Genomic DNA, 15,324 nt, shown 5'->3' on the forward strand with positions numbered 1-15,324 from the left:
AGAGGTAAGTATGTTAAAGACGTTTTGGGGTACAGTTAAACAAGGCAAAATAGAATTGCTGGAGCCATCAGAGTTAGTCGAAGGAACGCAAGTGCTAATCACTCTGATTCCTGATCATGAATCTGAATTTTGGCTTCAAGCAAGTCAGATTTCGTTAAATGCAGTTTGGGATAACGCTGAGGATGATGTTTATGCCGAGTTGCTCAAAAAATGATGTCATTCTGGTTCGTTATCCATTTTCAGACCTGTCGAGTTCAAAAGTCAGACCTGCGGTTGTTGTCAATGCGCCCCATCCATCTCAAGATATTTTGATTGTCCCTCTAACAAGCAGAACAGAATCTTTACTTGAGGGCGAGTTTTTGCTTTCGGATTGGTCTAAAGCAGGGCTAAATGTAGCCACAGTAATAAAGCGGGGTTTGTATACAGTCCATGAGAACTTAATTATTAAGGTAATTGGCAAGTTATCTGATGGGGATGCAGACAACTTAGAGCAGTCGTTGCGATATTGGTTAGGGTTAATTTAATGAGTAAAGTTATCTTAATTACTGGGGTTTTAGGTGGTATTGGTAGGGCTACTGCTGAGTTGTTTAAAAAAAATGGCTGGTATGTGGTAGGCGTTGATCTCGGTGAAGTTATCCCTGATTTAACAGGGGTTGACTTGTTTATTCAGGCTGATGTTTCTGATACTTTGGCTTGGAAAAATATCGCTCGCCAACTGTCAGAAAAGGTTGAAAATATAGCAGCTATTGTGAATAATGCTGCTATTCAAGTTTGTAAACCTTTGGTCGAGACTACACCGGAGGAGTGGGATCGAGTAATGGCAGTAAATGTTCGATCTGTTTATTTGGGAATACGTCAGCTTTACCCTTTGATGAAATCTCAAGGCGGAGCAATTATTAATGTCAGTTCGGTTCATGCGATCGCTACTTCTGCCAATATAGCGGCTTATGCTGCTAGTAAAGGGGCGATGTTAGCGTTAACGAGAGCCTTGGCAATTGAGTTAGCCTCTGATAATATTCGAGTCAATGCGGTGCTTCCTGGTGCTGTAGATACACCGATGTTACATTCGGGGTTGAGTCGTGGGCATTTGCAGGCAGACAATGTGGTAGAGTTATTAGAAAAGTTGGGATCTAAGCACGTTATGGGTCGTGTGGGTCAGCCTCAAGAAATTGCTGAGGCGATCTATTTTCTAGCTGATAATAACCGATCTTCATTTATGACGGGTCAAGCCTTAGTCGTGGATGGGGGTGCAACCTGTCGGTTAAGTACAGAGTAAAAAATAAAGCACTATACTAACCAAACGTTGTTAGGAGGTAAAAAATGGTTGCGGTTAATCAAATTCAAACAAAAATCACCTTAGAGGATTTTTTGGTCTTTCCTGAAACTAAACCTTCTAGTGAATATATTAATGGAAAAATAGAACAAAAACCCATGCCCCAGGGAGAACATAGTCTGATTCAAACTTATTTATCTGCAAAGATTAATGAAGTCGGAAAAGCAAATAAAGCAGCCTTAGCTTTTACAGAATTAAGGTGTACTTTTGGTGGACGTTCTCTAGTACCTGATCTGGCTGTTTTTACTTGGACGCGCATCCCGAAAACAGAACAAGGGAGAATTGAAAATCGCTTTGAAATTTATCCTGATTGGGTCATTGAAATTCTATCTCCCGAACAATCTCCTAACAAAGTTATTAAAAAGATTATTTTTTGTCTGAAGCAGGGAACAGAATTGGGATGGTTAATTGATCCTAAAGATGAATCAGTCATTATATTTCAGCCTAATCAATTTCCTGACATCAAATCAGAGCAAGAAGTTTTACCTGTTTTAGAAAGTGTTAAAGATATGAAATTGTCGGTGACAGAAATGTTTAGTTGGTTGAATATTGAATGATCGGAAAATGAGTCAATTGTCTTCTGAATTAACCCCCAAGGACATACGTTCTCAAGCTATAGAACACCTACACCAATTTTTAGGACGAGGTGGTGAAACCTCATACCTCAGAATGGGGGATGGGGAGTTGGGCTATTTAATGAATTCAAGGGATGTGAAGTTAACAGGTCTTGATCCATGCCATTATGAAAGGCTTGTAATTTCCTATCAAAACTGTAGTTATCTTGATCTTTGCATGAATCAAGACTACAATAGGCAAAATTTCCCTAGAATTAATTTATCTATCGCTTCTCAAACTTATATCAATAATCACCCAAAAACTGGAAATTTAATTAGAGATTGGACTTATTATAAACTCCATGATTATTTACTGGGAAAACGCTGTTTAATTGTGGGTTCTGAGGCAGCTATCCTAGAGAAACTTTACCAAGATGAAGACTATAGAAAACTGACACAAAAGTTTTGGCCTAAGGAAAACTCTGTTTTTTTTCTTCAACCTCGTGATCAGGGTAATAATTTAAAGGAAAATTTAGATTTAATTAAACTAGATATCCTCGTTTTAGTTCTGAAATATAATATTGATACAGTCTTTATTTCTTTAGGTGGATGTGCAAAAATATTATGTTATGAAATTGCCCAACAATTACAAGTAACAACCATTGATTGGGGAAGTATTTTGAGAGGACTTGCCTATAGTGGAAGTCGAGGTGATTCCTATACATTTGATTATTGCCCCTATTTTGTTAGGTTTCCTTTTCCAAATTATATGCAAGCTGTAGAAAAAGCACATCCTGAATTAGATCAAGTTAGTTTGTTATCGATAGCCCAAGCTCAACTCAAACTAGAGCTAAATAGAAAAGTCCCTAAGATCGGTCAAGTGGTTTTAGATTTTTGTCGAGAAAATATTCAACAGTTTCAAAAGGGTTTAGAGATTTATCGAACCAACTATGTATCTAAAATCCCAGCAGAGCATCCAGCAATTAGTAAGGTTAATGAGTTTGAGGATTGGATTAATAACGTCTATTTACCGGAACAAGAATTAGCAGTTCTTAAAGATTCTAATCAGCGTTTATTAGCCTTTAAAGATAAGCATAAGGGACAGCGTTGCGTTATTATTGGTAATGGCCCTAGTTTAAACCAGATGGATTTATCCTTTCTTAAAAATGAAATTTGTTTTGGATTAAACAAAATTTATTTAGGATTTGAAAAATGGGGATTTATTCCTACTTATTATGTTTCAGTTAACCGCTTAGTGATTGAACAAAATGCTGAGGAAATTTTAAATATTCCTTGTCCTAAGTTTTTAAGTAACCGAGGAATTCCCTATCTATTACCCCAAGATGATATTTTCTTTATTAAAACTAACCCTCCGCCTGATATTGCTTTCAGTCCTGATCCCACTCAAGGATTAAATGAAGGCAGTACAGTCACCTATATAGCCATGCAGTTAGCCTACTACATGGGATTTGAAACTGTAATTTTAATTGGGGTTGATCATCATTTTGTAACTCAAGGACAACCCCATAAAGAAGTAATTTTTCCTGGTGATGATCCGAATCATTTTCATCCTGATTACTTTGGTAAAGGCACTAAATGGCATTTACCTGATTTAGCAACTTCTGAACATCATTATAAAATTGCCTATGATTATTTTAAGGTAAATAATCGTCAGATTATTGATGCTACTTTAGATGGACAGTGCCAAGTTTTTCCTAAGCAAGATTATCGAGAATTATTTTTTAAGGATGATTCAGGGATTGATGTAAAGTTGCAAACTAGCCCCAGGGTGAGCATTATTATTGCTAGAGATGATCAATCGGTAACGATTAAAGAAACTGTAGCCAGCGTGTTGAATCAGCAGTACCCTAATTATGAAGTTATTGTAGTTAATAATAGTTCTGCGGACAATACTCAGCAGGTCTTAGAGTCGCAGTTACCCTACATCCGTTATGTTCAGCATGATAAGCAGGGGATTTTATCGGCTTGGAATCAGGGTTTGGCTTTAGCTGAAGGGGATTTTGTTTTATTTCTACCTGGGGATAGTTTTTTGATTTCTGGGGGATTAACCCAACTGATAAGTTGCGCCCAACAACGGAAAGTGGATATAGTATTTGCTGGGAGGGATAGCATAGGGGCTGATACTGGAGGAGATGGTATTCCTTGGGAGGAATTACCAGATTTAGGAGATTTGCATGTTTGGAAGTTCTGGCGGTTGTGGCGAGGTTTCCGTCAGAGTATCATTCTGTTTCGTCGCGACAAGTTGGGACTTTTGGGTGGTTTTGATAGCCAGTTTGAGTATTGGCAGGTGGCTATGATTGATGTGGTGTTGCGTTTGGGTTTGCGACATTGTGTCGCGGTGTGGTTACGTCAGTTTGTTTGTGAGGGTGGGGACTTGACGGAGGTTGACAAGTCTGAGAAATGGATTGAAAATATGCACAAGTTACTGGATAATTTTTTTGGAGATGGGGAGGTGAAGAAGTGGATGCTTCCTTTGGAAAAAAGGGCAAGGGTTTTGCTTACCCATAGGAAATCCCAGTATAGATGATACAAATGATACGCTCTGCTGCCTTAAAAACAAATCCATATATAGCCAACATTTAGGGATTTCATATTATTACTGGATTATTTCGGAGAGTGACAAAAGAAAGTCAATAACTTCCCTTTTTTCAATTACTTATATTACTTCTAAAAGTATTGGCTCTAACTTACCTTGGTTTTTGAGCCATCCCGCTATATTGTGAATGTTTCCTGCCGGATAGCCACAAAGCCTAAAATTATCAAGTGTTTTCATTCTGATCGCAGCATCTCTATCTGAAAGAAAATCTTCGCTATAATGAATGCTACAGATGGTTTTGGAATTTTCCCACCTCAAATCAAGCAAATCAAAGTACCTCGAGTCGCAACCTACAAGCAACTTTTCATCAGGAAAAGGTCGGGGGCGTGGTATTTTTGTTTGAGGACTGAAAACTATAGATTTGTCTGCATTTAACAGGAAACCAAACAACAAGGCGGCGTACCCACCGGAGGAAGAACCTAAAGTTATTAACTTTCTGGGGTTGATCTGCTCAATCTGTTCTTTCAAATATTCAGCTATACCTTCTATGCTATCAACAATGTTCTTTAGACCTTTATTGTACCAAGCATCATGAACATCACGGATAAATATTTTTTTAACATCTACTTGAGATAACAATTTACGAAATTGAAACTGAATGTTCGCATGAATGTCATTTCTGGAAGAAAAAATAATCAATAATACTTGACTAGATGAGGCTAGTTCAAAGTGAATACTAACTTCTTGTTGAATGCGATTAGCTTCATTAAGTTTGCCAATTTTATTATAAAATTCTCCTAACTTTGTTAGAATATCAGGACGATCCAGATATTGATTAATAATGTTTTCTATATTAAAACTAGCTAAATGATTTATTGATAAAGGAAAATCAAAATTATTGCCGAGATGAAGCATTAACAGTGAATCTAATTCTTGCTTAACTCGATCATCTTTTTTTAGAGTTAGAGTCATATTATAGGTTTCTATCGCTGAGTTAATATCTCCTTGTTTCGTATAAGTTTGTGCTAATCGCCAATAATGACCAAACTCACGAGGATTAACCTTAATGGCTAAACTAAAATGATCTATTGCCTGTTTATAGTGATGCTTTTCCTTGAAAATACAAGCCAATAAATGGTGTGCCCAGTGCAAATTATTATTGAGTTTTATAGCGGAATTTAATATTAAATTTGATTCTTGATACAAACCTTTTTGGTATAATCTTTGCCCAATTTTAAAATACAAAAATCCCAATTTTTCTTTAGTTTCAGTCACTTTGATTGATTTTTTAAATAAATTGTCTTGATTATTATTGAGTAAATTAGAGTCTGTAACAGGAGTTTTTTTTAAATCATTTAATAATATCTGACCTAAATCATCATATTCTATGAGGGCATTTATTAATTTTTTTTCATATAGGGAAATAGAGGTAATTTCTATAGCCTGGTTATAACAAGCTATAGCTTGTTCTAAAGAACCTTTTTGGGAAAATACTTCTGCTAAGTTATAATAAAAAGAACCTAATGATGGATTTAGCTCAATTGCTTTGTAGTAATTTGTAACAGCCTCATCAAAATTTCCTTGGGAGGCTAGACATTCTCCAAGATTATTATAGTACCAACTAAAACTAGGGTTTGTTTCAATTGCAATACGGTAGGTTGCAATCGCTTCTTCTAATTTATCTTCCTGTTTAAGTCGATTAGCCTTTTTTATATAATTTATTTTGATACATTGATTCATATAAAAGTTGATCAGGTTAATATTGATTGATCAAAAAACACTGAAATAATAAAAAAAGATTATAATTACTTGTATATCTAATTTCATAGCTTATTACCTGTTCTTTAGAATTTTAATAAAGCCAGGTAACCTATTAATGGATCTATTTTCCCCGATGACATAAAGGTCATTATGTGCTCCTGTTGATATACTATAATTTTTGTCTTTTCTATTTAAAATTTTCTCAATATTGCTAAATCCAGCAGACGAAAGCATTTTAAATACAGTTTTTTCATTGATAAGCCATCCGAGCAAATCTGTATTTTGTTCTGTATTGTGATTTGTTGCTGAACATCTATTAATCATTACAAAATCGTCTGATTCACAAACTTGAGTTGAAAGTATCATAACTCCGTTGCATACATATTGACATAAATCAAGGAGTAACTGGGGATAGCGGACATGATAAAGTATGCCCAAACAAAGAACAATATCAAACTGTCCTAGATTATGAATATTATAAACATCCTCACTAATAATTGTGAGATTTTCAAGACCAAAATACTGCTTGACAAAGTTAGCTTGAGCTACATATTTAGGATTTATTTCAACGGCTGTAACTTTAGCTCCCCTTTTTATAAACTCCAGGGATAAAGCCGAGGCATTTGAACCTAGTTCTAGAACTTTTTTTCCTTGAATTTCTGGCAGGTAGGGGGCAATAATTTCAAAAACTTTAGATTGATCTGCAGGTGCATTGGTTACGATATTATAGCCAAAATCGATTTTGTGATACCAAGGACTTAGTAGATTAATTTGCTCTTTCAAAGTCTCAATGGGTATTGTCATGACAAGTACAAGGAATTGAAATGGGTTCGTTATTAAACAAAATAAAAAATATCAGTTGATGATTAGTTAGTATCATTAAACTGATCGCTAATTAGCTATAATACCAGAATACCCTAAAATTTGCAACCCAATATGAGCTTAATTTTAGTGACTGGTGGATGCGGATTCATTGGCTCTCATTTAGTTGACACCCTGGTGAATCAAAAACACAAAGTGAAAGTCTTAGACGATTTATCTACCGGAAAGTTGGAGAATGTTAACCCCAAAGTTCAACTCGAGGTCGGTAGCATCACTGATGTCAAAACTGTAGACTCAGCTATGCAAGGCGTAGATGCTTGTTTTCATCTAGCAGCGATCGCGTCAACTCAAAGCTCCAATCAAGACTGGGTAGGAACCCACCAAGTTAATCTAACAGGAACGATTAACATTTTCAATGCCGCCCGTAGAACAGGTAAAAGACCTATACCTGTTATTTACGCTTCCTCTGCTGCTGTATATGGTAACACAGAGGAGAATCTTATTGATGAATCTTACCCCAAACAACCTCTGACTGGTTATGGAGCCGATAAACTAGGTTGTGAGCTTCACGCTAAAGTAGCTGGCAATATTCATGGTGTACCCACTTGTGGTCTGAGATTCTTCAACGTTTATGGCCCTCGTCAAGACCCTTCTTCTCCCTATTCTGGAGTGATTTCCATTTTTGCTAATCGCATCCTTTCAAATCAATCAATTACCATTTTTGGAGATGGAAATCAAACCCGTGATTTTATATTTGTTAGCGATGTTGTGCGGTACTTGATTGCAGCCTTAAATCAGGCAACAACTGAAGCACCTGTATTTAATGTATGCACAGGAGAGAGAATTTCAATTCATGAACTTGCTCAAACAGCCATGAATGTTGCAGAACAAGTTGTACCGATCCTACATCAAGATCCCCGTGAAGGAGATATTCGTTATTCCATCGGTAATCCTAAAGCAGCAAAGGATAACTTCAATATAACAGCGAACATCACACTTCAGGAAGGTTTATCTCAGTTATTTAAAAGTTTAAAGAGTAAGACTAATTAATTTCCCAAACTTTTGTTCCAGATTTAATTTTCCAACAATTAATCTTCTGTTTTATAGGCTCTGAAAAGTGAAAAAGTTGGGGTAAATTTTTATAAGCGAAAAATTGAACTATCTTGGGTTCGATTTTGTCTTGAAAAATTACTGAGAGCTTCCGGAGTTAGTGAAATCGAGTAACAATTAAAACTTTGAATCCACCCCTTCCATATTCTTCCACTAGGAAAGTCAGGTGAACCTTTACCAATATAGAGATTATTTTCAAGCGTTAACACGGATTGTAATTTTTGATTAACGACAAGCTGGTCGTTTGAATAAACTAAGATTTGGTTGAGATTATCAATAACAACTATAAGATGTTGCCAGGCTTGAAAAATAGGATCTCTGGTGATGTAGAAGTGTTGATTTATAGATTTTACATAGATTGAGTATTTATCAAAAAACTCAAAAACTGTAATCGGTTCCCACGAGCAAATAATCTTGGGAAACTTTTTATTAAACTCATTTGAACCCAATAAAAAGCTCATTAATTTAATATCTATAGTTAAGTTTTTCAGATTGTCTTTATTGATTTTAAAACAGTAATTTCTCTCCCCATCAAACCAAATAGATTTTGAATAAGTTTTTGTTGACTCTACTAATTTTCTATTCTTGCTTGTAGGCTGATTACAAAGGTAATTCTTACCAAGAATAGATGTCGATAATTCTAATGAATTTTGCAGTGTACAAACTTGTGATCCAGCTATTTCAGCACATTTAATGCTTTTCTCAACAACTCGGTGCACATCAACGGAAGAAATACTGATGGTAGTATCATACTCCCATGTTTTCCAATCGTCCTGAAGATATATCAGGTCAAACCCTAAATAAGCGGAAAGTTGTAACGCTATAGATAAAGAGACAAAACCTCCTTTAACACAAGAAGCGCAGTCTAGATAAGTGGGATTCCAACTATTGTCAACTTTAGGAGGAACATTAATCCAGATAAACTTTGAGTGATCAGGTATTAAACCATAGAATTGTATCGGGATAAAAATGTAATCAAATTGATTGATATATTCTTTCTTGCCATTCATCATATCAAATAGTTTTAACAAGTATTTTGGATTACCAATAATCCAAAACATAGTATCATGTGAATTATCATAAAATTCAAAACCACACTCATCTAGGAGAAAAATACTATCAAATTGAGAAACAAATGAATGAGAATCACTGTTATTAACAATATTGGTGATAGAGCTTAATTTTTCTAATATTGAAATTGATCCGGAATAAATCAACGATATTTTTTCAATTCTGTTATGAACACTGCCAAATAAAGGAATATAAAAGTTGTTTTGACTTAAAAGGGAAAGTCTATCTTTTATAGCTTGTTCAGATGGGTGACCATCTTCATCAATTAGGCTTGTATTAAACAAAAGTTTAAATTGATCTAAACTTGGCGAAACACTAGAATTTGTTTGAGTAATCTGATGGGGTTTCCACATCCACTTCACAGATGCTTCAGTATCGGATAAATAGTCTTCTGTTCCATAATCTTCAACCAAAGATAAAATTAAATTTCCCACAGCTTGAGTGGTAAAGTTTTCATAAATGTATTGTCTAGCATTCTTTCCTAGCCAATTTCTTAACTCTAAATTTTCATATAATTTCCTCATCGCAGTCGAAAGCTCATCCTCATTTACACTGGCCCATTTGTGACCTAGATAAAGTTCATCAGAACCATATAAATGTGGATCTGTATAGACTAGGCGACCATTATGACTAATTAATATTGAGTTTGAAGAGTTCATAAATTCAACATTGGCTGACCAGTCTATGCCAATACAGGCTTTACTCAAAGCCATTGCTTGCATACAAGGTAAATCCCATCCTTTTGCTCGCTCAGTAGATACATAAACACTACAAGAATTGTAGAGATTAAGCATTTGATCAAAAGAGAAATCACCTCCTATAATTTTAACTAATTTTTTAAATTTATCGGTATGGCAAATTTCCTGCAAAGGGTTATCAATGAATTTTTTTAAATTATGTTCTGAAGTATTAGCGGGAAGTTTCAGCAAAAAACAAACACGATCATCAATTTCAAACTCCTTTAAAAAACTTCTAATAGCTGTTGCTATATCTTTTCTATTAAAGTTAGAAACCACCATTAAAAACATAGTTGTTTCAACTATATCTAAAGAAAAAACTTCTTTGCTTAAAAGATCTGTAAATTCTAAGACCTTAATTGGGGGGACATTCGTATAAATTTCTAAGTCTAGGCACAAAGGTACTAATTTTATAGATCTTGCTGGAACTCCAGAATTAACAAATACATCTTTACAGTGATGTGATGAAGCCCAAAATTCCTGAACGTTAGAATTAATGGATGATATCCATTTCTCTGGAACCCCTGTAACTTCACAAAATGAATAACCAATTGTTCTAACTAGACCCTGAGCCGATAATTGATAAAAACGAAGGGGAACTTCTTGAATAATAGCTATAAATTTAAGCCCTATCGTATTTGATTTAAAATAGACACAATTCTCATCTTTTTCCCAACTAACTTGAGGGTGAGGTTTAGGAGAAAAAATAAGATTCTTCTCAATATCAATCCCATAAATGTAACAACCTTGCTGCTTTAACGATTCAAAATGATTCCGGGTTGCATCAGCATAACCGACTGAACTTTGAAAACGACCAAACCAAAGAAATACTTTATCTTTCATAATTCATCTATTGTCCTGTACGATATTACGCTGTGAGTGATTTTAATAAAAGCTCTTCGTAAATTTAAAAATTTACTTTTTTAGGGAAAATTCTGCCTTCATATTTTCCATGTTTCTCATAGTGTTTAATCGCTGTGTAACCATTATCTCTCTCGATCAGATTTCGCACGTCAGGATATAACGTTAAGTACATATCTTCGTGAAAGTTATCATAATTTTCATGAGATAATGTTTGTATGCCGAACAGTGCATTATAGTCTACTCGTTCAAAGACTTCTAATTTACCTCCAAATGTGGCATTATATAATTTTATATTACTACTTTCGTAAACTAATCGAGCCAGCTTATAAGCACGTTCAACTCTATCTAGCTTGGGATCATGCCAAGTTTTACCACTGCCGAAATACTGAGGATGAAAATGGTTGGGATCATCACCTGTAGACAGATAAACACCTCCATTAATAATTGTTGTTTGGGGAACTTGGTAAGAAAAGTCCATCCCAATTAAATACACTTCTGAAAACCCCATAAAGTAAGCAAGCTGCAAATTGATAAAGGTGACTGTTTGGCCACAAAATACCCGTTCTGAACTGTCAGTAGAGAATCGGGGAACACGGAAATTTGGACTTTTTCCTTCATAATATCCTTGGTTCATTTTAAACCAAATCACAGAGTCTTTATTATCGTCGTCAATCAAATCATAATAATCAGTCGGAAAAATTTTGATGACCCCTTTATACTGATTAATTTTATCTACATTATCTCTCATGACAGCTTTGTCTTCTACAACATAGAAGGTTGGCTTAAAACCCATTTCATCTGTCTTGTAGAAAATTCCATTCACACCAAATGTTATTTCCGACTCTAAAAGCCGTAAGTCATGCAAATTTAAAGAGGGCCCATTACCAACAATAAAACATCTCTGATTTTTGTACTTGTTTTTCAGTCCTAAAATCCTTTCAGGAGCGATCGGCCATCTTCCCTTTTCCTCTATTGAAGTATAACTAGGTGAATTGGCTGCTAAACTCCCAAATTGAAAAGCAAGGGGAGTGTGATCTAAAATTTCTTCCAGCTTTTTAGATTTAATAACTTTTGTTCCACTTTGAAAGTAACGCCAGTCATTATGAAGGACGCTAGCGTGGGTACAAAACTCTATGGTGTATCCGGCTTTTCTGACTCGTTCTGACCAATCAACATCCTCTTTCTGATAGAATCCTTTACTATCATCCCACTTAACTGTTTGCCAAACCTGCTTGTGCAGTACAACCATTCCCCCCGTAACATAAACTTGATTTGATTTCTCCCCCAAGTTGGCTAGCTGTGACCCTGATTGGCTATCATTATACGCCCAGTCCCAGAAGCGACTACCATCTGTATTTTTAATTGGAAAGCTGATAATCTTTGAAGAAGGATTGTTTTTTAAAAAAATACATAATTTTTGGTACCACCCGTCTGTAAATATAATGTCATCATCGCAGGAGCATACATAATCGTATCTAGCCTCTCTAACTATCGTGTTTAACATTGTAGCCAATTTTCCGTTATTGGCGGACTCTATATCTTTAATTAGTCTGATTTTATAAGATTTAAATATGGTCTCAGGAATATACTTAAAGTCAGTGTCTCCAGTAATTAAAATTTCAAAATTTTCCGAGTTGATATTTTGAGATAAAATACTAAAAATAACAGCAATTGTTTTGAACTCATTTTTTCTATTTGTCTTAATTCCAAAGGAGATTTTGACTTCTGGATTATTTTTAATGTCATTCTTTTGTTTATTTTCTGGATGGTTAATGGAGTGATTATTATTCTCCGGAGATGTTGATAAGTCAGTTAATTCATTCCTTGTTAATAATAGATTACCTAATTTTTTGTAAACCAACAAATTACTATCAGGCTTTAAAGTTATGATTTGATTGTAAGCATTAATTGCTTCATCTAACTTTCCTAGTCTTTTGAATAAATCTCCTAAATCTTGGTAACAATTTAGGTTTTCAGGATGAATCTGAATCGCTTTTTGATAATAAGTAACCGCTTCATTTAATTTTCCTTCTTTAACTAGAGTCTGTGCTAAGTTATAGAAATTTTCATCGGATTGTCCAGTTGAACTTAAATTTGGGGTTTGTAATTTTTCAGGGAAGTATATACTTTGTAAGGGGATAGACTTTGAACTATCAAGTTTTGGATCTAAATTAACAGATTGCAGGAAATAAACCTGGGCTTCTTCTTGTTTCCCCAATTGCTCTAATACCTTACCTAAGCTAAAATAAGACCAAGCAGCAGAAGGCTTTAACTCAATAGCTTTATGAAATGCTTGTTTTGCTTCCTCAAACTGCCTCAACTGCCCCAACGTTTCACCTAAATTCTGATAAGCTCCATAAAATTGCGGATTCTCGTCAATCGCTTGACGATAAGCGACCACCGCTTCTTCTAACTTTCCTTCTCTTAACAACTGATTTGCTTGCTGAAAGGCTGTCACCGTCATAGATTTCACTCTAAAAACTAAGGGTTGCTTGCCAGGGGGTTGGTAAACTTAAAGTATCGTATCACAATCTCAACATTAAAATGGAGAGGAGGAACTTGCTACAGGACAATTCACAGCCTGAAAAGTTCCCAACTTTTAACCATTTAGCTATGTACGGTTTTGCAAATCGGTCTTCACCGTCTGTACAAACACCTTAGAACGCTCTAAATCCGCTTGAATTCGTTGTAACTTCAACTGTATGCCCTCTAACCCTGAGTCAGCATCCTGTTGAGGTAAGGGAACCCCCATAATAGAGGAGTCTGATCCCAATTTAACCCTGACTTCTGCCATCTTAACCAAACTCTGATCCCGTAAAATCCCATATATTGTTAACTGGTCTTGCTGATCAATGATTTTACTCAAATCTAGGGTGGCTCGAAACCCACTAATTCCTGCTTCTGCTACTTGAGGATAACTAATCAGAACATCAGGACGAGGAACATTCACCGCAATGGTTTTGATCACTCTCCCCTGAGCTACAACTTCAACGGCGATCGCCGGAGACATTTTCCCTAAAACCCAACCTCGAAACTCAACCGCATCTGCATCAATTTGGCTTCCGGTTTCTGGTGCGTCCAGATTAAACGCCAATAACCCTTGACAATCGATGAGAGGAACATTAATCACTTCTAAAATATCAATTAGTTTTTTCATGTCTGGGTGCTAAATCCTTAGTTAGTCGTCAAAACTGATCTTGTTATTTTACCTAATTGTAGGGCAAGATCAAAGCCAAATTGTGTTGACTACTATAGACTGAATCGGATTCTGGCTTTGGGACAAGGCGACTATGCCATTAACCTAATTATATGCTAATCTTAGCTTATCATCTTCAAGTATTCAACTTTTTCTGGATCTTATTCAAGGGAGAGTATTAATAATGGAACCCGAATATACCACAACTAATGATTGGTATAAAGCCAATCGCCCTAAATTAAAAATATATCGGGGTCAATGGATCGCTTATACTAATAAAGGGGTAATTAGTCATGATCGAGATTTCAGAAAAATGATAGATGCTATCCCCTCTGATACTCCTAAATTAAGTTATGTGATTGAGCGGATATATGAAAGTGAATTTATTGAACCCGCTAAGTTTTATCCGGTGAGAATGCGATCGCTAAAAGCTCACGATTGGCAGCCAAAGTATGAATTAGTTTTAAAATTTCAAAACACAGAAAAAGTCAAAATTTTAGTGGACTCTGGGGCTGATTTTAGCTTAATTACTAGACAGCTTGGTGAGCGATTAGGCTACACTAAAGGAGAGGGAGAAAATCTGGGTAGTGGTGAAGGAATTGGTGGCAGTATTGAATATCTATTAAGACAGGTGGAAATAGAGATAGAAGGTCATCGTTTTATGGCTCCTGTGGCGTGGATACAAAGTGATTTTTGTGAAGAAGTTTTGTTGGGTAGAGAGGTAGTGTTTGATTTGTTTGATATCGAGTTTAAGCAGGCTGAGGAGACGATCATTTTTAAATGGCGTGGCGGTCAAGCATAAGTAGTTAATAATCCCAAAAATAAAGGTGATTCCATGAACAATATCGAGAATTATAGTCTTTATGAACAAGATTATTATCTCTGGTTACAAGACACTTATCAAAAGTTAGAAAAAAAAGACATAAATGGACTTGATTTAAGACATTTAATGGAGGAAATATTGGCTTTGGGGAATGAACAAAAGCGCAAGGTTTCTAGTTATTTGAGACAATTACTAATTCATTTATTGCTTTACCAATATTGGGAAGCAGAACGAGAGCGTTGTGGTAAAGGTTGGCAAACTGAAATTGATAATTTTCGGTTTGAACTAGAATTATTATTAAAGTCCAAAACCCTGTATAATTATTTTTTGCAGGAGATGGAAGAAATTTATCCCAAAGCCCGAAAGCAAGTGATTAAAAAAACCGATCTTCCGGCTGCAATATTTCCTGAATATTGTCCTTTTAAAGCTGATCAGTTGTTGGATTCTGATTTTTTGCCATAACCCCCGGTAGAGACGCGCCATGGCACGTCTCTAC

The 15,324-nt window shown here is 35.5% G+C and carries 13 protein-coding genes; 8 read left to right on the forward strand and 5 right to left on the reverse strand.

Annotated features, from left to right (window positions below; all coding sequences use genetic code 11):
• Positions 1 to 10: 10 nt before the first annotated feature.
• The 5 genes from IQ236_RS12160 to IQ236_RS12180 are packed head-to-tail and all read left to right on the forward strand — an operon-like array spanning position 11 to position 4,435.
• Positions 11 to 214: a hypothetical protein gene (locus IQ236_RS12160; protein ID WP_193869497.1), complete on the forward strand. Its 204-nt coding sequence runs from the start codon at positions 11 to 13 to the stop codon at positions 212 to 214.
• Positions 192 to 524, forward strand: a complete 333-nt coding sequence (locus IQ236_RS12165; RefSeq protein ID WP_193869498.1) for a type II toxin-antitoxin system PemK/MazF family toxin — start codon at positions 192 to 194, stop codon at positions 522 to 524. Before IQ236_RS12160 ends, IQ236_RS12165 begins: the two co-directional genes overlap by 23 nt.
• Positions 524 to 1,276 (forward strand): SDR family NAD(P)-dependent oxidoreductase, encoded by a 753-nt coding sequence (locus IQ236_RS12170; RefSeq protein WP_193869499.1) that lies wholly within the window; start codon positions 524 to 526, stop codon positions 1,274 to 1,276. The genes IQ236_RS12165 and IQ236_RS12170 overlap by 1 nt, the downstream gene beginning before the upstream one ends.
• 44 nt (positions 1,277 to 1,320) lie before the next feature.
• Entirely contained in the window at positions 1,321 to 1,890 is a 570-nt protein-coding gene (locus tag IQ236_RS12175; RefSeq protein ID WP_193869500.1) for a Uma2 family endonuclease, read from the forward strand.
• A gap of 7 nt (positions 1,891 to 1,897) precedes the next feature.
• Positions 1,898 to 4,435, forward strand: a complete 2,538-nt coding sequence (locus tag IQ236_RS12180) for a glycosyltransferase (RefSeq protein WP_193869501.1) — start codon at positions 1,898 to 1,900, stop codon at positions 4,433 to 4,435.
• A 129-nt stretch (positions 4,436 to 4,564) separates the two neighbouring features.
• Here IQ236_RS12180 and IQ236_RS12185 read toward each other — a convergent pair whose 3' ends face one another.
• A complete protein-coding gene (locus IQ236_RS12185) occupies positions 4,565 to 6,184 on the reverse strand; it encodes a tetratricopeptide repeat protein (protein ID WP_193869502.1) in 1,620 nt (539 codons plus the stop codon).
• Positions 6,185 to 6,277: 93 nt separating this feature from the next.
• Positions 6,278 to 6,988, reverse strand: a complete 711-nt coding sequence (locus IQ236_RS12190) for a class I SAM-dependent methyltransferase (RefSeq protein WP_193869503.1) — start codon at positions 6,986 to 6,988, stop codon at positions 6,278 to 6,280.
• Positions 6,989 to 7,141: 153 nt separating this feature from the next.
• On the opposite strand from IQ236_RS12190, the gene IQ236_RS12195 reads away from it, so the two are divergent.
• Positions 7,142 to 8,077, forward strand: a complete 936-nt coding sequence (locus IQ236_RS12195; RefSeq protein ID WP_193869504.1) for an NAD-dependent epimerase/dehydratase family protein — start codon at positions 7,142 to 7,144, stop codon at positions 8,075 to 8,077.
• A gap of 89 nt (positions 8,078 to 8,166) precedes the next feature.
• On the opposite strand, the gene IQ236_RS12200 is transcribed toward IQ236_RS12195, so the two are convergent.
• The 3 genes from IQ236_RS12200 to IQ236_RS12210 all read right to left on the reverse strand — a co-directional run bounded on the left by IQ236_RS12200 (position 8,167) and on the right by IQ236_RS12210 (position 13,966).
• Entirely contained in the window at positions 8,167 to 10,788 is a 2,622-nt protein-coding gene (locus IQ236_RS12200; RefSeq protein ID WP_193869505.1) for a glycosyltransferase, read from the reverse strand.
• Between the two features lie 64 nt (positions 10,789 to 10,852).
• Positions 10,853 to 13,273 (reverse strand): tetratricopeptide repeat protein, encoded by a 2,421-nt coding sequence (locus IQ236_RS12205; RefSeq protein ID WP_193869506.1) that lies wholly within the window; start codon positions 13,271 to 13,273, stop codon positions 10,853 to 10,855.
• 147 nt (positions 13,274 to 13,420) lie between these two features.
• Positions 13,421 to 13,966, reverse strand: a complete 546-nt coding sequence (locus IQ236_RS12210) for a hypothetical protein (protein WP_193869507.1) — start codon at positions 13,964 to 13,966, stop codon at positions 13,421 to 13,423.
• Between the two features lie 223 nt (positions 13,967 to 14,189).
• Between IQ236_RS12210 and IQ236_RS12215 the strand changes: the two genes are divergently transcribed.
• Both IQ236_RS12215 and IQ236_RS12220 read left to right on the forward strand, forming a co-directional pair.
• On the forward strand, positions 14,190 to 14,807 hold the full coding sequence (locus tag IQ236_RS12215; RefSeq protein WP_193869508.1) for an aspartyl protease family protein: 618 nt from the start codon (positions 14,190 to 14,192) through the stop codon (positions 14,805 to 14,807).
• A gap of 33 nt (positions 14,808 to 14,840) precedes the next feature.
• Positions 14,841 to 15,290: a DUF29 domain-containing protein gene (locus IQ236_RS12220; protein ID WP_193869509.1), complete on the forward strand. Its 450-nt coding sequence runs from the start codon at positions 14,841 to 14,843 to the stop codon at positions 15,288 to 15,290.
• Positions 15,291 to 15,324 lie beyond the last annotated feature (34 nt).

The organism is Planktothrix mougeotii LEGE 06226, assembly GCF_015207485.1.
Classification (GTDB): Bacteria; Cyanobacteriota; Cyanobacteriia; order Cyanobacteriales; family Microcoleaceae; genus Planktothrix.